The sequence below is a fragment of the Rhizobium leguminosarum genome (assembly GCF_010668065.1).
In the GTDB taxonomy this organism is placed as follows: Bacteria; Pseudomonadota; Alphaproteobacteria; order Rhizobiales; family Rhizobiaceae; genus Rhizobium; species Rhizobium leguminosarum_S.
Genome location: NZ_WUEN01000009.1, coordinates 96,296 through 116,658, shown reverse-complemented (window position 1 = coordinate 116,658; position 20,363 = coordinate 96,296). Strand labels below are relative to the sequence as shown.

Below are 20,363 nucleotides of genomic sequence, written 5' to 3'. Positions count from 1 at the left end.
TGGTTGGTTTAGGCTCGGCCGTGGGAGATCCGCGATCGGCGTGCCAGCGAGTCGACGATGACGGCGACGGCAAGGACAGCGCCGGTGATCATGTATCGAAGTGACGATGACAGATCGAGAAGCGTCAGCCCGCTGGCAATCGACTGGATGACGATGATGCCGAGAAGGGCTGAATAGGCACTGCCTCGCCCGCCGAACAGGCTCGTGCCGCCGATGACTGCTGCGGCGATGGCGTTGAGATTGACGTCGCCGGTGCCGGCCTGCTGACTTGCCGTCGCCAGCCGTGCGGCGGAGAGAACGCCGCCGGTTGCCGCAAGCAGGGCGCACATGACGAAGGCGCTCGTATAGATGCGCGAGACGTTGATGCCTGAACGACGTGCAGCCTCCCTGTTGCCGCCGACGGCATGCATCGAGCGTCCCCATTTGGTGCGCGTCAGCGCATAATTCATGGCGGCGGTGAGCCCGACGAAAAGGCCGAACATCCACGGAATGCCGCGCGATTGGTTGAGATAGAACGCGACTGCTTCCAGGGCGAGTGTGATGATGACGGCGCGCAGAAGCAGCCCGCGGGCCGACTTCGCCGACAGGCCGGCCGCCCGCCGGCGCGCCGAGGTGCGGTAGCTGGAGAAGAAGAAGGCAATGCCGGCAAGCGCCACCAGCAGATAGGCGACCGGATCCGGCATGACCATGATCTGGCCGAAACTCACGAGCCATGAACCATAGGGAAGATTGATCGAACCGGTCGCTCCGAGGATATAGAGCTGCAGGCCGAGAACCGCGAGCAGCCCGGACAGGGTGGATACGAAACTCGGCATGCCGAAGCGGTTGAAGACAAACGCGTAGAGCGAGCCGATCAGGGCGCCGACAATCATGGCGGCGAGGATCGCCAGAACCACCGGCCAGCCCTGGTTGACCCAGAAGACGCCGACCAGCGCAGAGGCGAAGCCGCTGACGGAGCCGACGGAAAGGTCGATCTCACCCACCATCAGGATGCAGACGATACCCAGTGAGATGACGCCGACCGTCGAGCAGTCGAACAGCATGTTGACGAGGTTGCTGCTCGAGAGAAACACCGGATTGAGCGCCTGGAACACGGTCCAGATGATCGCCAGGCCGACAATGACCGGCAGCGAACCGAGATCGCCGGAACGGATGCGATCCCCAAAGGCGCGGATCGAGCCGGCAAGGCTATCGTCATGGTGCACTCTTTCGTCACGTCGGTCGAGGAGTGCAGGTGCTGCCGGATCATTTTCGATGGTCTTCATCATGGCCTGCCCTCCTCGTTTTGCTGGCTTTGCGCCTTGCGGCGCATCGCGCGGCGGGAGACGGAATTGTTGGATGCGCCGGTGATGGCGCTGACGAGCTGCTCGTTGGACGCGTCGGGCAGCATGGTGCCATTGTTGCGACCGAGCCGAAGGACGACAATACGATCGGCGACGGCCCGAACGTCCTCCATATTGTGGCTGATCATGATGACGGCGAGGCCGCGTTCCCGCACGCGCTCGATGAGGTCGAGCACTTCGGCGGTCTGGGCAACGCCGAGCGCTGCGGTCGGCTCGTCGAGCATGATCAGTTTCGGCTCGAGCAGCAGCGATCGGGCGATGGCCACCGTCTGGCGCTGTCCGCCGGACAGTGAGGCGACGGGCTCGCGCACACTTGGAATGCGGGCCGAAAGCTCGTTCAGAAGCTGCCAGGCGCGGATCTCCATGGCGACCTCATCGAGCTGATAGGGGCTGAGCTCCTTGCCGAGAAAGATATTGGCGACGACGTCGAGATTTTCGCAAAGTGCCAAATCCTGGAACACCGTTGCAATGCCGAGCCCGAGAGCGGCACTTGGGCTCGGCAGGTTCACCGGCTTGCCCTCGAAGAGGATCGTGCCCGAGCTTGGCTGGTGCACACCGGCCAGGATCTTGACCAGCGTCGATTTGCCGGCGCCGTTATCGCCCACGAGCGCCACGACCTCGCCAGCATACACATCGAGCTCGATATCGGTGAGCGCCGACACCGCCCCGAAGTTCTTCGATATTCCACGCAGACTGAGGACAGGCTGACGGGAAGGGTCAGGAGTATGAGAGGTTTCAGACATCGCCTGGCCTTTCGAAAAAGCGAAAATCGGAAGCGCGACCGGTGGCCCGGCCGCGCTTTCTCTTGGCTCGATTACTTGGTAATGCCGAGCTTCTTGCAGCCGTCGGCATAGCGGCCGGTGCACAGCTCCTCGGCGGTGTTGATCTTCTTGTCGATGATCTCGGCCTTGAGGTTTTCGGCGGTAACGACAGCCGGTACGAAGAGCTGTGCGGGCGTGTCGTAGAGCGTCATTTCGGCCTTGATCGTTTCTCCGGCCAGGAGCTTCACGGCGACGTTGGCAGCTGCAGCGGCGACGATTTCGCTCGGCTTGGAAATCGTATTGTACTGATCCCCTGCTATGATCAGCTGTAGCGCAGCGATCGTCGCATCATTGCCGGTTACCGGCGGCACCGGATCGACACCCGCCGCCTTGAAGGCTGCGATGGCGCCGCCGCCAGTGCCGTCATTGGCAGCGACCACGCCGACGATCTGCTTGCCGAAGCGGGTGATCTGACCGCCCGCCCATTGTTGGGCGTTCGCGGGCTGCCAGTTCGGTGTGTCGAATTCGGCAAGCGTCTTGTATCCGCCGCTCGCCAGGCCCTCATGAATGCCGTCCTTGATCAGCCCGGCAGCCGCATCGGTCGGTGAACCGTTGATCTGCAGAATGCCGCCGCCATCGGTCGGCACCTTCTGCGCCTTCAGATGCTGGACGAGCGATTCCGCAATCGCCTTGCCGATCGCCTTATTGTCGAAGGAGACATAGAAATCGGCCTTCCCCTTCGGGATCGGGCGGTCATAGGCAATGACCTTGACACCCTGGCTCTGTGCGAGCTGGACGAGCGATGCGGCGGCCGCCGAATCCACCGGGTCGAGCACGATGACCTTGGCGCCTTGCGTGATCGCCGAATTGAACTGTTGCTGCTGTTTTGCGATATCGGCATCGGCGTTCTGATAGAGAACCTTGCACGACGCGCAAAGCTTCTTCATTTCCGCGACAAAGCCCGGGTGGTCGTGCTCCTCGTAGCGGGTCGAGCCCTGGTCGGGCATGAGGAATGCCACTGTCGCATCCGAAACGGCGGTTTGCGCAAAGGCGGAAGTACCGCCCAGCAAGGACAGGACAAATACCGCGGCGCCTGCCGCCTGTGTTGAGAATTTCATCATTTCCATCTCCTCCCGTTGAAAAAATTATGTAGATTCGTGATTTGCACTGTCTGCTGTGGCCGTTCGGCTGAATGAACGGTCGCGCCTGTCCCGGCGGTTTGACGTTTTTGAGGACAAGCATCTCCGATCACGAGCCGCTCATCGCGTGCCCGCGTTCAAGTCAGTGTCAGTTTTCGTTCCTCCTCCTCGTCCTCCCTCGTCCCTTGGACGTGCTCGTTCGGCTCCTCTAGGCCGCCTTTGCCACGTTGATATTGTCACCCAACAACCGTCGGAAACGGGACGGCGTCATGCCTTTTTCCGCGAGAAACTGCCGGTTGAAGTTAGACAGATTGTTGAAGCCGACCTCGAAGCAGATATCGATGATCGATGCGCGGTCATCGCTCATCAGTATCTGGCAGGCCAGGTTGATGCGCAGGCGTTTGACGTATTGCACCAGCGACATGCCGGTATGGCGGCGAAAGCCGCGCGAAAAGGCGCCTGTCGATTGTCCAGCAATCGCTGCGAGATCGGCTTCGTCGAAGGATTTGGTCAGGTGTTCCCTGATATAGGCGAGCGCTTTGTTGATGCCGGCCGACATGTAACCGGAGGGATCGGGCAGATAGCTCGGGCTGGCTAGAAGCTGCGCATCCTGTGCGCGGCTGAGCAGGCCGACGATCATCATGAAAAGCTCGATACGGCGCACACCCTGCGCCTGCTGCACCTCATTCATCAAAGGTGCGACCTGCCGGCTGGTCTCGGCGCCGAAGAGCACGCCGCGACGGGAGGCTTCGAGAACAGGTTCGAAGGGGCCGAGTTCGGCCAGCACCTTCATCGTGTCGATGATGAAATTCTCGCTGAACTGGATGAGCTGGCATCGAAGCGGGATGCTCGATCCCGTCGGGACATCGCTGATCCAGTTATGTGGAAGATTAGGCCCGGCAAGCACAAGATTACCAGGCTCGAACTCGCCGATGAAGTCGCCGACGAAATACCGTCCTGTTGTCGCCACGACGAGATGAAGTTCGTATTCCGGGTGAAAATGCCAACGAACCGTATGGTAGGGATAGCCATGCGCCTTCGTTGCGAAAGATTCGCCCGGGCGGATCTGAATGACTTCCAAGTCAGGTTCCATTGTTTCCTCCTCCGAGGACGGTTCCAAGCCGGCCGCCAAATTCCCTTTTTGGCTCTATTGTTAAGGGGAGTGTAATGGGCTCGTGTCACGCCCGCCACCACGATTCCCGGCTCAAACCGATACTTTTTTGACAATTAATGCCGCGCAGCCGGCGTAAAGACGACAGCAATCGTGCACATCGTCCAACAGCGTACCTCAGGCGGCCAAGGCAGCAATGACATTTCTGACCAGCGCAGAAGAGGACAGCCGGCTCGTGGCACAGCTCGGGGCGCCGATCGCGCCGACACGCACCGAAACGCCGCCACGCGCATTCGCGATCGCAAACATCGACTCGTCGGTCAGGTCATCGCCGATGGTAATCGGGCAGCGGTTCTTGAAGGGATCGGACTGGAAGAACCGCTCCAGCGCATCGCCCTTGCTCGACCGTGCCGGACGCAGCTCGAATACCATCTTGCCGAGCTGCAATGCCCAGTTCGGCCCGGCGAGCTCCGCATAGTAGTGCATGCGCTCTTCGAGCACCTTTTCATATTCGGGCGCGAGCCGGTAATGGGCGGCAACGGCCGCACCTTTATCCTCGATCAAGACTCCAGGATAGTGCTCGGCTTCCGCGGTCAGCGCATGCTTCAGGGCCTGAAACTCCGCTGTCGCCTCGACCGTCTGCATGCCTGCGGCGTTCCTGATTTCCGCGCCGTGCAGGCCTGCTGTCGGAAATGCAAAGGGCTTGAACAGTTCGTCTGCATAGGCAAGCGATCGTCCGGTGACCAGCGCCAGGGCACCGCCGAGCTTGTTCGACAGGCGATGAAGTTGTCCGGGAAGCGCCTCCGGGACCTCGATCGCATCCGGCGTGGGCGCAAGATTGAGCAGCGTCCCGTCGATATCGAGAAACATCGCCCAGTGATTGGGCTCTTCCAAGACCAGTGAAAGCATTTCCTGTGTAGCGGCATCGTCCTGCACGGCATTCTCCAAACTCTGCAATCATTGAAGCTAGGTCGCCAACCGGCAAGGGCAAGGTGATTTTTCAGAGTCCGGAACATCCAGAGGATAGTTCGCGTTGTATCTCGCCGCCCGTTCGAGCACTCGCGCCGTAGAAGGTACATTGATGGCCAAAAGCAGTTCCGATCCCCGTGATGAGATCAATGCCCCGTTGGCACATGGCGCTTTAAACCTGCCATTGGTGACGATCGACGATTACAATAACGAACTGCGTGACAAGGATGGCTTCGTTGGCGACAACGCCAATAAAAAGACGTTCCAACAAAAGCTTGACGATTGGAGAAAACGCATCCGCAAGGTTGGAGACGACCCGATCGGCAAGACCGCGACGGAGAAACTCTCCAAGAAAAAAATCGACGCTATTTTGAAGGGCGATGATTTGGCGGCGGCGGCGTTGGTCATGGGGGCAGTGGAGGATTTTGCGCAAGACTTTGCCGATGTGATAGGCAAGTTTCTGAAAGACAAAGGCTGGGGAAAGACAGAACGCATCGTCGTTGGCGGCGGCTTTCGTCGGAGCCACTTTGGCGAACTGACAATCGCCAGGACCATGGTCATTCTTAAAGCGGCCGGCGTCGACGTCGAAGTCGTGCCGATCGTACATCACCCCGATGAGGCCGGACTGATCGGTGCGATCCACCTGATGCCGCGCTGGATGTTCAAGGGCCACGAGGCGATCCTCGCCGTCGATATCGGCGGCACGAACGTTCGTGCCGGCGTGGTTAAATTCGGAAAGGACGACGTGCCGAATTTCGCGGATGCAAGCGTCTGGGAATCCACCATCTGGCGTCATGCAGACGATGAGCCAAGCCGCACCGCCACCATCGATCGGTTGGCGGCGATGTTGCGGGATCTGATCGGCAAGGCCGAGAAGGCCAATCTCAAGCCAGCGCCGATCATCGGGATCGCATGCCCCGGCATCATCAAAGCCGATGGTTCCATCGAACGCGGCGGACAGAACCTGCCGGGCGGAAACTGGGAGAGCGACAGTTTCAACCTTCCCGCCGCACTGATGAAGGCCATTCCTGAGATTGGCGACGACAGCACATTCGTGATGATGCACAACGATGCAGTCGTGCAGGGGTTGTCGCAGATCCCTTTTATGAACGACGTGTCGAGATGGGCCGTGCTGACCATAGGCACGGGGTTGGGCAATGCGCACTTTACCAATCGCGAGGGAACGAAGGTGCGATAGTGATTGCCTGCCTCGCTCCACTCCAGGCAAGGAACGCTGGATCGAACGCGATGCGCGATGCGGGCGTTGCCGTGCCGCGTTATGGTAAATAGCAGGTAAACAAGAAGGAATTCCGTGGACGGAAGCGAACTCGGCAATAAGTTCCGCTAGAAGACGGCGGCTTTGCCAACATGGAGGTGAGATCTGGTCGCCCGGGCTACCAATAACGTCAGCAGGATTTCTCGGTACGATCGTTGCTAGCACTGTCGATGATACTCGCCGAAACCTGATTCGCCTAGCGCGCGGTGTATTCATCGTGGCGGTTGATGACGGCCTCGGATGTCTGCAACCCTGCTCGCGCTCAACTGCCGGCATGTGACTAGACTGGTGCCATCGACCTGGCCTAGCGATCATCGGATCTCCGTACAAACGAACCGGAACCCCTTGACGCCAGCCGCTCCCAGTTTTTCACCGACTTCGATCAGCACGCAAATTTGGGCTGCGGGTCCCCTCCCCCGTTGGTTCCCAGCAGCACCCTTCCCCGTGGTAAAACCCAAATCGGAGTCTCCGAATTCTGGCGATGCCGCATGAGTCGAGAAAGCCCAGTTCGCCGGCACCGGTAGATGGAGCCTTTCGCATGTCAGGCCGCGCCTGCGCGCCTCGTCTATCTTTGCGAAGTGGACGAGATCCGAGGCGGCGAGCGTCGCCACCAAAGGCCGCGTTTCAGTTCGGCGCTTGAAGATGGATATCTCGCCTCCCCTTTCGCGCTTGCTTGGAAAAGATGGTGATAACGCCGGCGGGCGGTTCTCGGCGGCTTCAAATTGCGCTTATCTCCAAGGCTTCACGCAATCGATGCGCAGACGAAAGATGGATCATGAACTTCAAGGGAATAAGCGCTCCGCTCAATGCCGGTCGTCTCGAACAAATGCTCGGCCTTGCGCAGCCACGGCGCGATGCCGAACCCCAGGACACAAGTGACAAGTCCTCCGGCAACGAACCTGTCCGCGGGATGGAAGCCGAAAGCCTATGCCGTTCATCTGTCTATAAATGAGAAATGGATTGTCTGGTCCGACGTGCCCAAGCAGCGGGTGTTGTTTTCCGGTGAGTCGGCAACGGCGTTGGCGTCTGGCATCGACGGGTGCGGACACCGCCGCCATTGTCAGCTGACAATTCAGCTAAGATTCCGGAATTCCACATGATTTTTTCGTTGAATCCTGTCTGTTATCTATTGGCTAACCAAGAAATCGCTTGACGGAAACAGCAGACTCACGATCATTTGCGCAAAATGACCCGATTTATCAGGATTTGCGTGAATGCCGAATAAGGCCGCGATTGTTGAGAAAGCCAAGAGAGCGAGTCGAGTCTCGATCGACGAGACGATCGCGCAGGACTCGACGATGCTCAGCAGCCAATTGCAGGTGCTGTTCGAGCGGTTGTTTTCGCCCGACGCCCGCAAATCGCTAAGGCGGTTCAGCAGCACCGAGACTGCCAAGCTGCTCGGCGTCACCGACAGCTATGTTCGCCACCTCGCCGCCCAGGTGGAAAGCATCAATCCCGAAAAGACGGCAGCCGGTCGACGGGTGTTCTCGCTTGAGGAAATTCATGCGATGCGCCACCATCTCGGGCGCACCAAACCCTCCTATCTGCCGATGCGCCGGCCGGGCGATCATCTCCAGGTGATCGCCGTCACCAATTTCAAAGGTGGCTCCGGCAAGACGACGACATCCATCCACCTGGCGCAGTTCCTGGCTCTTCGCGGCTACCGCGTGCTCGCCGTCGATCTCGATCCGCAGGCATCGATGTCGGCGATGCTCGGATATCAGCCCGAATTCGACGTCGGCGAAAACGAGACGCTTTACGGTGCCATCAAATATGACGAAACGCGCCGCGACGTAGCCGACATCGTTCGCCAGACCTATTTTCCGGGGCTCGATCTCATTCCCGGCAATCTCGAACTGCACGAGTTCGAACACGATACTCCAAAGGCGCTCGCCGACACCAACCGCGACGACAAGGACATGTTCTTCATGCGGGTCGGCAATGCGCTGCATTCGCTGGAGCAGAGCTACGACGTCGTCATCATCGATTGCCCGCCGACCCTCGGCTTCCTGACACTGTCTGCCCTCTGCGCCGCCACCTCCGTCCTCATCACCGTCCATCCGCAGATGCTCGACGTCGCGTCGATGAACCAGTTCCTGACGATGACCTCCGACCTTCTGGCCGTGGTCAAGCAGGCAGGCGGCAATCTCGATTATGATTGGATGCGTTATCTGATCACCCGCTATGAGGCCAATGATGGACCGCAGGCGCAGATCGTCGCCTTCCTGCGCAGTCTGTTCGGCGAGCGCGTGCTGACCTCGATGATGGTCAAGTCGACAGCGGTCTCGGATGCGGGCCTGTCCAAGCAGACAATCTACGAGGCGGGACGCGAGACGATGCATCGCCAGACCTATGACCGCGGGGTGGAATCCGTCGACAGCGTCAATGCCGAGGTCGAGCAACTCATTCGCAGTGCATGGAGCAGGACATGAGCCCAAAAGGACGAGACATCCTGAAAAGCATGGTCGGCGGCGTCGAGCCGACACGGCCGGAGGTGCCGAGCGTGCAACAGCCGCATCGGCCATCGGGAGCGGTCAAGGCGATGAACCTGTCGCTTGGACGGCTGGGAGAGGAAGCAGCCGCCGCCAAGGCGCTGCGCGAATCGCTGGCCTCCGGCGACAAGGTGCTGGAGATCGATCCGGCTACCGTCGAAATGTCCTTCATCCGCGACCGCATCCCGGTCGATAAGGATGCCGAGTTCGAGCGATTGAAGCAGTCCATCCAGGAAAGCGGACAGCAGGTTCCGATCCTGGTGCGGCCGGACCCGGTAAGGGCCGGGCACTACCAGGCCGCCTATGGCCACAGGCGCCTGCGCGCGGCAGCGGAGATCGGGGTTCCTGTTAAGGCCGTCGTGCGAAAGCTCACGGATGAAGAGTTGATCCTTGCACAGGGTCAGGAAAATGGCCCGCGTGTCGACTTGAGTTTTATCGAGCGGGCACTGTTTGCACGCCGCATGGATGAACATGGCTTCAGCCGCGACATGATTGCCAAGGCGCTGGCGACAGACAAGCCGGAAACGTCAAGGCTCCTGCAGGTGGCTCAGACGATCGACCCCGAGCTCATTCTCGCCATCGGGCCGGCCCCCAAGGTCGGCCGTCCACGCTGGTTGGCGTTTGCCGAGAAGTTCAGAGAGACGGGCGGACAGAAGAAGGCGCGGGCCGCAGTCAGTGCCGCCGATTTCGACGCGTTGGAGACCAACAGCCGCTTCGATGTCATCTGGAAGGCACTGGAGGAGAAGAGCGCACCGCAGCGGGCCGAGCAGACGCTCCGAACCCAAGGGGGCGCGCCGCTTGCTTTGGTGGCCCGCTCCGGCAAAACCTTTCGCATCACCGTCAGATCGGCGGCGTTTTCGGAATTCCTGGCTCAGCGGTTGATAGGCCTCGCCGCCGAGTTCGAAGAGGAAAATGAGGGAAAATGAGGCAGTTAGACCGGTTGTCAGCTGACAATCCGGATAGGAGATAACGCGCAAAAGAAAAAAGCCCCCGAACGTCACCGTCACGGAAGCTTTCCTCGTAGTCTTGAACACCTCCGAGAATCGCACTTCCGAGAATCACTGTCAAGAGTTTTTGGCGCCGTTTTGGTGAGCGGATTTCTTTTGCCTCGTTGAGGTGAAAGATATGGAAATCGGAAGTGTGACGACGCCCTTCGGGCGGCGGTCGATGACGCTTGGCATGCTTGCAAACCAAGTCATGGCCGGGGAGATCAAGCCGGATCAGTCGGTCGATAAGTGGAAATTGTTTCGCGCGCTGTGCGAAGCAAAGCCGCGGCTTGGCATCGGCGATCGGGCGCTTGCCGTGCTCAATGCGCTTTTGAGCTTTTATCCGAAGAACGAGCTGGCTGAGGAAAACGGCTTGATCGTATTCCCGTCGAATATCCAGCTTTCGCTCAGAACGCATGGTATGGCCGAACAGACCGTCCGGCGCCATCTTGCCGCGCTCGTCGAGGCAGGCCTTCTGCTGCGCAAGGATAGCCCCAATGGCAAGCGTTATGTCCGCAGAGACAGGGCAGGGGAGGTCAACGAGGCTTTCGGTTTCTCGCTGGCGCCGCTGCTTGCCCGTGCCGAGGAGATCGAACAGCTTGCGGCTGCAGTGATGGCCGAGCGGCTGCATGTCCAGCGTCTGCGTGAACGCATCACCCTTTGCCGCCGTGACATTGCAAAACTGATCGAAGCGGCAGTTGAAGAAGAGATCCCCGGGGATTGGCAAGGTCTCCATGGCGAATTTAGGGACCTGATCGAAGGCCTGCCGCGGACGCCGACGGCAGCACAGCTTGAATTGCTGCTGCGTGAATTGGAGGCGCTGCGTACGGACATCCTTAACCGATTGGAAATTCGGATTAAACCAGCAAAACAGCGCGGCAATGCCAATTATATTGAGCGTCACATACAGAATTCAAATCCCGAATCTACCTCTGAACTTGAACCAAGCTTCGAACCGAAGCAGGGGGCGATGGCTGAGCAAGACAAAGGGCGAGAGGCCGAGATGCTGGAAGAGGGGAGGAGGGAGGCAGCCCAGAGCCGGCAAGAGGAAAGTCGGCAGTCGGGCGGCCGCAACGATGGTGGCGGCCTGAAATCCTTCCCGCTCGGCCTGGTTCTGCAGGCCTGCCCGGAAATCCTTGCCTATGGGCCGGATGGCGTAATCCGCAACTGGCGCGATCTGATGGCCGCAGCCGTCATCGTTCGATCGATGCTGGGCGTCAGTCCGTCGGCCTACGAAGAGGCCGCCAATGTAATGGGTCCGGAAAACGCGGCGACGGTGATGGCATGCATCCTGGAGCGCGGCGGCCACATCAATTCGGCCGGTGGCTATCTTCGAGGCCTGACGCGGCGAAGCGAAAAGGGAGAATTCGCGATCGGCCCGATGCTGATGGCGCTTCTGCGGGCAAACGCCCCGGCCGGCCGGAAGGCTGGATAATGTTCAGCCTCCGTGTGGGCAGCGTGTGGCTAAGCGCGGATAAGCCTTCGCTCCAGAAAACCCTGCATGTCACGACGTCCGTCTACGACGCAGTAGACGACGACATCCGTGCCCAGGATCCGATAGATCATGCGCCACGGCTTATGGTGCAGTTCCCGATATTCGGAAATTCCGATACCCGCCAACTCCTTCGGAATATTTCCGCGGGCGGGGAATTCTTCAAGCTCGGCACACGCGCTCTCGATCTCCGTCAGAATGCGCTCTGCCGTCTCGGCGCCGTCGCGGCTAGCGACAAAGCGATAAAGATCCTCGATGTCGCGTTCCGCGTCCTCGGCGAAAAGAACACGATATGGCATCAGGATTGGCTGTCTGCCAGACGTTTGCGGATGCGCGCGAAGGATTCCGCAGCGGGGCGCAGTTTGCCCTCCTCGACTTGCCGGTTGGTGAGCGCCAGCACCTTCAGGAGCGCCAGCGTCTCCTGTGTTTCTTCGTATTGGCCGACGTCCTGAAGGATGGCTTTCGCCTCTCCGTGAAGCGTAATGACGACCGGCTGCGGATTATCCTTCAGTGTCCGGATGATCTCCGGCGCATGCGCCTTGAGGTAGCTGATCGGCTTGACCTGTTCTGACAGCTTCATTCACTTACTCCCTTTCGACCAGAATATAGACCATCAAGTGGTCGATTGAAAGAAGCCTTACGCTCCCGGTGAGACACGGCCCCGGCAGGGATTTTCCATATTGGGTGCGGCCGGTTTTTTTCACTCAGCGTGTTCGAAAGAGAATGCCATTTCTTATAATGAAGTTTGTCTACTGATTTTATAGACTAAACTTTGCAACCAAGGATCGGATCGTGGTGCCATGTCCTACCTCCTCAGTCTTCTCGACAAAAGCCCGATCGAACAGGGCCTAACGGCCGCGGATGCGCTGCGGGCGACGGTAAAGATTGCCGCCCGGGCCGAGGAACTCGGTTATCACCGTTTCTGGGTCGCCGAGCATCATAACATGTCCAATCTGGCGAGTTCCGCGCCGGAGGCGCTGATCGCCTACCTTCTTGCCAGGACATCGAGGATCCGCATCGGCTCCGGCGGCGTCATGCTGCAGCACTACAGCGCCTATAAGGTTGCGGAGACCTTCAATCTTCTGGCATCGCTAGCGCCCGGCCGTGTCGATCTCGGTGTCGGCAAGGCGCCGGGCGGATTTCCGCTCTCGACGCGCGCCCTGCAGCTTGCCATCGATCCGGCCAGGAAGCCGGATTTCGCTAACCAGCTTTCCGATCTCAATACTTATCTCGCCGCCGACCCGAATTACGACGGCGCGCAGGCAACACCTTTCCCGCCGACTGCGCCCGAGCGTTTTCTGCTCGGCGCCAGCGTCGAAAGCGCCGAGCTTGCTGCCGAGAAGGGCTGGGAGCTTGTTTTCGCCGGTCACCTGAATGGCGATCCCGACAATCTGCGCAGGACCTTCGAGGCCTATGAGCGGGCATCCGGCGGCAAGCGCCCGATCCTTGCGCTCGCAGCCTTTGCCGCCGAAAGCGAGGACTATGCCCGCGAGCGCGTCGGCAAGCTGCGCATCGTCAAGATATTTCTGCCGAACGGCCAGACCGTCAATGTCGGCAGCAAGGAGCAGGCGGCCGAATTTGCCCGCCAGGCCGGCGTCACCGATTACCGCATCGAGGAAAAGGTGCCGAGCGTGCTGCATGGCACGGCGGAGCAGATCCGCAAGGAACTGGACGAACTTCACCGCCGCTACGGGGTCAAGGAGTTCGTGCTCAACACGCCGGCGCTTTCGGTTGCCGAGCGCCTGGCTTCCATCGAGCTGCTCGCCAAAGAGCGGCTTTCCCTCGTCGCCTGACCGTTTCCAAAAAGGATTGATCCCATGGCTCAGAAACACGTCACGTTCGGCATCATGCTGCAGGGTCCCGGCGGTCACATGAACGCCTGGAAGCATCCAAGCGGACCGGCCGATGCCAGCGTCAATTTCGACTTCTTCGTCAAGACGGCACGCAAGGCCGAGGCCGTCGGCATCGCTTTCGCCTTCGTCGCCGACGGGCTCTACATCAACGAGCAGTCGATCCCGCATTTCCTCAACCGTTTCGAGCCGATCGCCATTCTCTCGGCGCTCGCCGCCTCGACCTCGAAAATCGGTCTCGTCGGTACGGTCTCGACCTCCTACAGCGATCCCTTCACCATCGCCCGCCAGTTCGCCTCGATCGATCTCATCAGCGGCGGCCGGGCAGGGTGGAATGCCGTGACCTCGCCACTCGAGGGATCGGCCCGCAATTACAGCCGCGAACATCCCGAGCACGAACTGCGCTACGAGATCGCCGAGGATTATATCGATGCGATCAAGGGCCTGTGGGATTCCTGGGATGACGACGCCTTCGTCCGCAACCGCGAGACCGGCGTCTTTGTCGACAAGACGAAGATGCATCGCCTCAACCACAAGGGCCGCTTCTTCCGCGTCGAGGGGCCGCTCAATATCGGTCGCTCCAAGCAGGGCCAGCCGGTCGTGTTCCAGGCTGGCGCCTCGGATTCCGGCATCAGGCTCGCCGGTAAACATGCCGACGCTGTCTTCACCAATGGCGGGCCGTTTGAGGAGGCGCAGGCCTTCTACCGCCAGCTCAAGGACAGCGTGATTGTGCATGGCCGCAGTGCCGCGGAAGTCGGCATTTATCCGGGTATCGGACCGATCGTCGGTGCGACGCAGGAAGAGGCGGACGCCAAGTACCAGGCGATCCGCAACCTCGTCACGACAGAGGAGGCGCTGCTCTATCTCGGTCGCTTCTTCGATCATCACGATTTCAGCATTTATCCGCTCGACGAGCCGTTCCCCGAACTCGGCGATATCGGCAGGAATAATTTCCGCGCCACCACCGACCGCATCAAGAAGACGGCGCGGCAGAAGCGCCTGACGCTCCGCCAGGTCGCGCTCGATTCGGCAACGCCGCGTACGGCCTTCATCGGCACGGCGGAACATATTGCCGACGAGATCATCCGCTGGGTGGATCACGGCGCCGCCGACGGCTTCATCCTCGGTTTTCCTGTCATCGCCGAGTGCTTCGACGACTTCTCCAGATATGTTCTGCCCATTCTCACCGAGCGCGGTTATTTCGACCCGGTCCTGAAGGGCGAGACGCTGCGCGACCATCTGGGCCTTCCCTTCCGCGAAAGCCGGTATGCGGCGGGCGCGGACCAGGTCGAGCGCGGAAAGGCTGTCGGCGCCTGAAGCGCTGACGAACCGTCATGAACATCATCGCTCACAACTCGCGCAGCAACGATCCGGTCGAGAGAGGTATCGCCGCCTGTCTCGACGAGATCATCGCGCTTCGCCACGACCTGCACCAATATCCGGAGCTTGCGTTCCAGGAGCTCAGGACCAGCAAGCTCGTGGCATCCCGCCTTTCCTCCTGGGGCTATGAGGTGGCGACGGGCATTGCCGGAACCGGCATCGTCGCCACCCTCAGGCGCGGCGACGGCAAAAGGCGGATTGGTATTCGCGCCGACATGGATGCCCTGCCGATCGAGGAGGCGACCGGTCTGGCCTATGCCAGCAGCAATCCGGGCGTCATGCATGCCTGCGGCCATGACGGGCATACGTCGATCCTGCTCGCCGCCGCGCATTATCTCGCCGAAAGCGGCAATTTCAGCGGCACGCTGCGGCTGATCTTCCAGCCCGCCGAGGAAATCGGCGCCGGCGCCCGCAAGATGATCTCGGAAGGCCTGTTCGAACGTTTTCCTGTCGATGCGGTCTTCGGGCTGCACAATTGGCCGGGTGTGCCGACGGGCCAATTCGGCTTCGTCACCGGCCCGGCCATGGCTTCGGTCGACAAGGCGATCATCAAGATCATCGGCAAGGGCGGCCATGGCGCCGAACCGCACCGGACCGTCGATCCGGTGCTCGCTTCTGCCTCCTTCATTACCGCGCTGCAGAGTGTCGTCTCGCGCAATGTCGATCCGCAGGACATGGCGGTCGTCACCGTCGGCTCGATCCATGCCGGCTCCGCCTCGAACGTCATCCCGGAAAGCGTCGAGATGCAGCTCACCATGCGGGCCTTCAGCGAGACCGTCCGCCAGCTGTTGCGAGAGCGCATTCCCGCACTTGCCCGCGCCCAGGCCGAAAGCTTCGGCGCCGAGGCGGATGTGAATTACCGCCTCGGCTTTCCGGCACTGGTCAATCACGCAGCCGAGACGGCCTTTGCCCGCGATGTCGCCCACGACGCACTCGGTCCGGCGGCGATCGAGAAGGATTTCCGGCCGAGAACCGCGAGCGAGGATTTTGCCTTCATGCTGCAGGCAAATCCCGGCAGCTACCTCTTCGTCGGGAATGGCGACAGCGCTCCCCTCCACAGCGCCCACTACAATTTCAACGACGCGATCATTGCGCCGGCCGCCCGTTACTGGGTGCGGCTCGCCGAAACCTTCCTCACTGATGACAACGGGTGATGAATATGAGCGATACGTTTCTCTATACCAGCCCTCTCGACCCGCGCGCCAAGCCGCTGATCGACGAATTGATCCATGAATACGACAGCCGCTACGGCAACTATTTTAATGCCGAAGGGGCTGCGGCTGAACTCAACCGCTATCTTCCCGAAGCTTTTGCGCCGCCTGACGGCAACTTTCTACTGTTGACCCGCAATGGCGAGACCATCGGTGGCGGCGCCTTCAAGAACTATGACGAACGCACGGCCGAGTTCAAACGCATCTGGACGCGCTCCGATCTGCGCCGTCAGGGCCTTGCCCGCAAGGTGCTGGTGGAACTGGAGTCCCAGGCCGCCCGCCAAGGCTATTCCCGCATCTACCTGACGACCGGCTTTCGCCAGCCCGAAGCCGTCGGCCTCTATCTGAACTATGGCTACACCGCTCTCTTCGACACCTCCGCTGATCCCGAAATTTACAAGAGCCTGCCCTTCGAGAAGGACATCACCCATCTCGCCCAGCGGACTCTCGAAGATGCCGAACCGCGCCTGCGCGCGGCCGGCGCAAACTTCTGAAAACGGCAAAGACCGACAATCATAAAAAGGGGAAGCACCATGGCACTGACGACGGATTTCGCCGGCATCGACCCCGGCAGCAGGACGGCAGAATCGAAGGATTATTCCGGTTACCGCATCGTGCCGGCGCGTCATCCGGGTCGGTTGGCAGGCACGATCTTTGCTGCCTTCGTCATCATCGCCGTGCTCTATTCCATCTTCACCAATCCGCGCTGGGGTTGGAGCGTCTTTGCCGAATGGTTCTTTGCCGAACCAGTGCTCGTCGGTCTCGGCAGGACGCTGCTTTTGACCGTGCTTGCTGCCATATCCGGCTCCATCCTCGGAACGGCTCTGGCGCTCGCCCGCGTTTCCAAGTCGCCGCTGCTCTCCGGCCTTTCCTGGGGCTATATCTGGCTGCTGCGCTCGATCCCGGTCATCGTACTGCTGCTGATCTTGAACAATCTCGGCTATCTCTACGAGACGATCAAGATCGGCATTCCCTTCACCGATACCGTCTTCCTCGATTATCCGACAGTGCAGCTGCTGACGCCCTTTGCCGCCGCCTTCCTTGGCCTGACGCTCAACCAGTCGGCCTTCTTCGCCGAGATCGTGCGCGGCGGTATTCTCTCGGTGGATCACGGACAGCTGGAGGCCGCCGCCGCACTCGGTCTGCCGCGCCGCCGCCAGGCCTTCCGCATCGTGTTGCCGCAGGCCATGCGCTCGATCCTGCCGACCGGCTTCAACGAACTCATCGGTCTGGCGAAGAGCACCTCCATGGTCTACGTGCTGGCGTTGCCGGAACTCTTCTATACGGTTCAGGTGATCTACCGCCGCAATCTCGAGGTCATTCCGCTGCTGATGGTCGCGACCGTCTGGTACCTGATCATCATGACGGTGCTGTCGATCGCTCAGCGCTACATAGAGCGCTATTTCTCCAGGGGTGCCGTGCGCAACCCGACGCCGTTGCCCTTCCAGGCATTCTTCGATCGTTTCCGCCGTCCGCTGCCTGTCCTCGAGACGGCGGCCGACAGCGTGCGCAAGATCGGTTTCCGGGATGCGGCGACGCTGCGGGCCGCAGGCGGCGCGGTGCGTATTCACGGTATCTCGAAGAGCTTCGGTTCGCTGAAAGTGCTCGATGATGTCGAACTCAGCCTTCCAGCCGGCAGCGTGACCGCCATCCTCGGTCCGTCCGGCTCGGGCAAGTCGACGCTTCTGCGCGCCATCAACCATCTGGAGCGTGTCGATGAAGGCTTTATTTCGGTCGACGGCGATTTCGTCGGTTACAGCAGGAAGGGCGACACGCTCTACGAGCTTAAGGAGAAGGACATCCTTAAACGCCGCGCCGATATCGGCATGGTCTTCCAGAGCTTCAATCTCTTCCCGCATCTGACCGTGCTGGAAAACCTCATCGAGGCACCGATCCAGGTTCGCGGCGCGGGCCGCGAGGACGCCGTGCAACTGGCGCAGGAGCTGCTGGCACGCATCGGCCTCAGCGACAAGATCAACGCCTATCCGCGCCAGCTTTCCGGCGGCCAGCAGCAGCGTGTGGCGATTGCCCGCGCCCTGGCGCTCCGCCCGAAGGTGCTGCTCTTCGACGAGCCGACCTCGGCGCTCGATCCGGAGCTCGTCGGCGAAGTGCTCGACGTCATCAAGGAACTTGCCCGCACCGGCACGACGCTCGTCATCGTCACCCATGAGGTCGGTTTTGCCCGCGAAGTCGCCGACAGCGTCGTCTTCATGGACAGCGGCCGCATCCTGGAGGCTGGCCCGCCGGCTCGCATCTTCGCACAAGCGGAACATCCCCGTACGCGGGAATTCCTCGCCAAGGTTCTCTAGCGCCTGATAGCGCTGGCGAAATGCCGGGCCGCGACGGGCTGCTCCGGCCGAATGACAACAACCACAACCTAAAGATGAAATGGAGAAGGGGCATGACATTTACAGTTAGGGCAAGGCTTCTGATAGCGGGAGCCGTCACCATGACCGCGATCGGTTTCGGTTCCGCGCAGGCGCAGCAGAAGTTCGATCTCAGCCCCGAGCAGCCGAACCGGTTGCGGGTGGAAAAGAACGAGAAGCGCATTGCCGAAGTCAAGGACTTCAAGTTCGTCGAAAGCGGCGTCTTCACCGTCGGCATCAGCTCGAGCGGCAATCTGCCGCTGCATGATTATGCCTCCGATTCCAAGACAGTTATCGGTTACGACGTCGATCTGGCGCAGGCCATCGCCGACAGCCTGGGTCTGAAGCTCGAGTTGGTTTCCGTCGCCTGGGCCGATTGGCCGCTGGGGCTGACCTCCGGAAAGTTTGACGCGGTGATCTCCAACGTGACCGTCACGGAAGAACGCAAGGAGAAATTCGATTTGTCGACCTACCGCAAGGACGAGCTTGGCTTCTACGTCAAAGTTGACAGTCCGATCACGGCGATCAAGCAGCCGAAGGATATTGCCGGCCTGAAGGTGATCACCGATGCGGGCACCAACCAGGAGAAGATCCTGCTGGAGTGGGATCGCGAGAACGTCGCTGCCGGCCTGAAACCGATCGAGGTGCAATATTATGACGACGACGCAGTCAAGGATCTCGCCGTTCAGTCCGGCAGAGCAGACACCGTTTTCAGCGTGAACGCGACGCAGGCCTATTCGGCGGGGATAAACGGCAAGACCAAGCTCGTCGGTACCGTCAGCGGCGGTTGGCCGATCACGGCCGAGATTGCCGTCACCACACGCAAGGGCAGCGGCCTGGCGGCGCCCTTGACCGATGTCGTCAATGATCTGATCGCCAGCGGCGCCTATCGGAAGATTCTCGATACATGGAACCTCGATCCCGAAGCGATCGACAAGGCCCAGACCAACCCGCCCGGCCTGCCGAAGAGCGGCTCCTGATCCGTTCCTATAGGCCGGCGGCATTGCCGCCGGCCACCCTGCCTTACAGTTTGGAGATTAAAGACGATGATTGCCTTTCCGGCATTTCGGACCCTGCTGATCGCCGCCATGGCGTCAGCCCTTTGCTACGGCGCAGCTCATGCAGCCGAGGATTTCGACCTCAGCCCAGATCAGCCGGGCCGGCTTCACGCCGCCAGGAACGATGCGGCGATTGTCGCAATCCCCAAGGATTTCAAGTTCGTCACGTCAGGCAAGTTCACCATTGCCGTCAGCCCCGGCGGCCCGCCGCTTGCCACTTACGCCACCGACGCCAAGACCGTGGTCGGGGCAGATCCCGATTATGCCTATGCCATCGCCGACAGCCTCGGGCTAACGCTGGAGATCGTGCCGGTCGCCTGGATCGACTGGCCGCTCGGCCTCGTCTCGGGCAAGTATGATGCCGTCATCTCCAATGTCGGGGTTACCGAGCAGCGCAAGGAGAAGTTCGATTTCTCTACCTACCGCCAGGGCCTGCATGGTTTCTTCGTCAAATCCGACAGTCCGGTCACCTCGATCAAGGAGCCCAAGGATGCGGCCGGCCTCAGGATCATTGTCGGGGCCGGCACCAACCAGGAGCGCATCTTGGTGAAGTGGAGCGAGGAAGATGTTGCCGCGGGCCTGAAGCCGATCGAACTGCAATATTACGACGACGAGGCGGCAAGCCTTCTCGCGCTGCGGTCCGGCCGGGCCGATGTCATCGTCCAGCCACATGCGCAGCTCGTCTTCATCGCCGCGCGAGACAAGAATATCAAGCGCGTCGGCACGCTGAGCGCCGGCTGGCCGGATCGCTCGGACGTCGCGATCACCACCCGCAAGGGAAGCGGGCTGGCCGATGCGCTGACTGTCGCCACCAACGGCCTGATCAAGGATGGCACCTACGCAAAAATCCTCGACCACTGGCATCTTTCCGAGGAAGCCCTGCCGGCATCCGAGACCAACCCGCCCGGCCTGCCGAAATACTGATCATC

19 protein-coding genes are annotated in these 20,363 nt (G+C 60.6%); 12 read left to right on the top strand and 7 right to left on the bottom strand.

Annotated elements, in window-relative coordinates; all coding sequences use genetic code 11:
• Nucleotides 1-8 precede the first annotated feature (8 nt).
• From GR198_RS23255 to otsB, 5 genes are all read right to left on the bottom strand, one after another.
• Nucleotides 9-1,268 (bottom strand): sugar ABC transporter permease, encoded by a 1,260-nt coding sequence (locus GR198_RS23255; RefSeq protein ID WP_164069639.1) that lies wholly within the window; start codon nt 1,266-1,268, stop codon nt 9-11.
• Nucleotides 1,265-2,086 carry an ATP-binding cassette domain-containing protein gene (locus GR198_RS23250; RefSeq protein ID WP_164069638.1) on the bottom strand — a complete coding sequence of 274 codons (822 nt, stop codon included), beginning with the start codon at nt 2,084-2,086 and terminating at the stop codon, nt 1,265-1,267. The genes GR198_RS23255 and GR198_RS23250 overlap by 4 nt, the downstream gene beginning before the upstream one ends.
• Nucleotides 2,087-2,157: 71 nt before the next feature.
• Nucleotides 2,158-3,231, bottom strand: a complete 1,074-nt coding sequence (locus GR198_RS23245; protein ID WP_029873521.1) for an ABC transporter substrate-binding protein — start codon at nt 3,229-3,231, stop codon at nt 2,158-2,160.
• A gap of 220 nt (nt 3,232-3,451) precedes the next feature.
• Nucleotides 3,452-4,336, bottom strand: coding sequence for a helix-turn-helix domain-containing protein (locus tag GR198_RS23240; protein ID WP_029873520.1), 885 nt, complete (start codon nt 4,334-4,336; stop codon nt 3,452-3,454).
• A gap of 195 nt (nt 4,337-4,531) precedes the next feature.
• Nucleotides 4,532-5,311: a trehalose-phosphatase gene (gene otsB / locus GR198_RS23235; protein ID WP_204337200.1), complete on the bottom strand. Its 780-nt coding sequence runs from the start codon at nt 5,309-5,311 to the stop codon at nt 4,532-4,534.
• A 124-nt stretch (nt 5,312-5,435) separates the two neighbouring features.
• Between otsB and GR198_RS23230 the strand changes: the two genes are divergently transcribed.
• The 5 genes from GR198_RS23230 (at nt 5,436) to repC (ending at nt 11,512) form a co-directional block, all read left to right on the top strand.
• On the top strand, nt 5,436-6,521 hold the full coding sequence (locus GR198_RS23230) for an ROK family protein (protein ID WP_164053640.1): 1,086 nt from the start codon (nt 5,436-5,438) through the stop codon (nt 6,519-6,521).
• A gap of 853 nt (nt 6,522-7,374) precedes the next feature.
• Nucleotides 7,375-7,551, top strand: a complete 177-nt coding sequence (locus tag GR198_RS35505) for a hypothetical protein (RefSeq protein WP_204337199.1) — start codon at nt 7,375-7,377, stop codon at nt 7,549-7,551.
• A gap of 262 nt (nt 7,552-7,813) precedes the next feature.
• Nucleotides 7,814-9,031, top strand: a complete 1,218-nt coding sequence (repA, locus tag GR198_RS23225; protein WP_164069636.1) for a plasmid partitioning protein RepA — start codon at nt 7,814-7,816, stop codon at nt 9,029-9,031.
• Nucleotides 9,028-10,017: a plasmid partitioning protein RepB gene (gene repB / locus GR198_RS23220; RefSeq protein WP_029873515.1), complete on the top strand. Its 990-nt coding sequence runs from the start codon at nt 9,028-9,030 to the stop codon at nt 10,015-10,017. The genes repA and repB overlap by 4 nt, the downstream gene beginning before the upstream one ends.
• A 199-nt stretch (nt 10,018-10,216) precedes the next feature.
• Entirely contained in the window at nt 10,217-11,512 is a 1,296-nt protein-coding gene (gene repC / locus GR198_RS23215; protein WP_029873514.1) for a plasmid replication protein RepC, read from the top strand.
• Nucleotides 11,513-11,541: 29 nt separating this feature from the next.
• On the opposite strand, the gene GR198_RS23210 is transcribed toward repC, so the two are convergent.
• Both GR198_RS23210 and GR198_RS23205 read right to left on the bottom strand, forming a co-directional pair.
• Nucleotides 11,542-11,868, bottom strand: a complete 327-nt coding sequence (locus GR198_RS23210; protein WP_029873513.1) for a type II toxin-antitoxin system RelE/ParE family toxin — start codon at nt 11,866-11,868, stop codon at nt 11,542-11,544.
• Entirely contained in the window at nt 11,868-12,149 is a 282-nt protein-coding gene (locus GR198_RS23205; RefSeq protein ID WP_003591561.1) for a type II toxin-antitoxin system Phd/YefM family antitoxin, read from the bottom strand. Before GR198_RS23205 ends, GR198_RS23210 begins: the two co-directional genes overlap by 1 nt.
• 220 nt (nt 12,150-12,369) lie before the next feature.
• Here GR198_RS23205 and GR198_RS23200 point away from each other — a divergent pair, with 220 nt between their 5' ends.
• The 7 genes from GR198_RS23200 to GR198_RS23170 all read left to right on the top strand — a co-directional run bounded on the left by GR198_RS23200 (nt 12,370) and on the right by GR198_RS23170 (nt 20,358).
• The gene (locus tag GR198_RS23200; RefSeq protein ID WP_164069635.1) at nt 12,370-13,362 is read left to right on the top strand and encodes an LLM class flavin-dependent oxidoreductase; all 993 of its coding nucleotides are present in this window, start codon (nt 12,370-12,372) and stop codon (nt 13,360-13,362) included.
• 24 nt (nt 13,363-13,386) lie between these two features.
• On the top strand, nt 13,387-14,736 hold the full coding sequence (locus tag GR198_RS23195; protein ID WP_029873511.1) for an LLM class flavin-dependent oxidoreductase: 1,350 nt from the start codon (nt 13,387-13,389) through the stop codon (nt 14,734-14,736).
• Between the two features lie 17 nt (nt 14,737-14,753).
• Nucleotides 14,754-15,953 carry a M20 aminoacylase family protein gene (locus GR198_RS23190; RefSeq protein ID WP_029873510.1) on the top strand — a complete coding sequence of 400 codons (1,200 nt, stop codon included), beginning with the start codon at nt 14,754-14,756 and terminating at the stop codon, nt 15,951-15,953.
• A complete protein-coding gene (locus GR198_RS23185) occupies nt 15,950-16,504 on the top strand; it encodes a GNAT family N-acetyltransferase (protein ID WP_029873509.1) in 555 nt (184 codons plus the stop codon). The genes GR198_RS23190 and GR198_RS23185 overlap by 4 nt, the downstream gene beginning before the upstream one ends.
• Nucleotides 16,505-16,543: 39 nt before the next feature.
• A complete protein-coding gene (locus GR198_RS36145; RefSeq protein ID WP_080658222.1) occupies nt 16,544-18,319 on the top strand; it encodes an amino acid ABC transporter permease/ATP-binding protein in 1,776 nt (591 codons plus the stop codon).
• Nucleotides 18,320-18,411: 92 nt separating this feature from the next.
• Nucleotides 18,412-19,356, top strand: a complete 945-nt coding sequence (locus GR198_RS23175; RefSeq protein WP_029873508.1) for an ABC transporter substrate-binding protein — start codon at nt 18,412-18,414, stop codon at nt 19,354-19,356.
• Nucleotides 19,357-19,422: 66 nt separating this feature from the next.
• Nucleotides 19,423-20,358, top strand: coding sequence for an ABC transporter substrate-binding protein (locus tag GR198_RS23170; protein WP_029873507.1), 936 nt, complete (start codon nt 19,423-19,425; stop codon nt 20,356-20,358).
• The last annotated feature ends 5 nt before the right edge of the window (nt 20,359-20,363 follow it).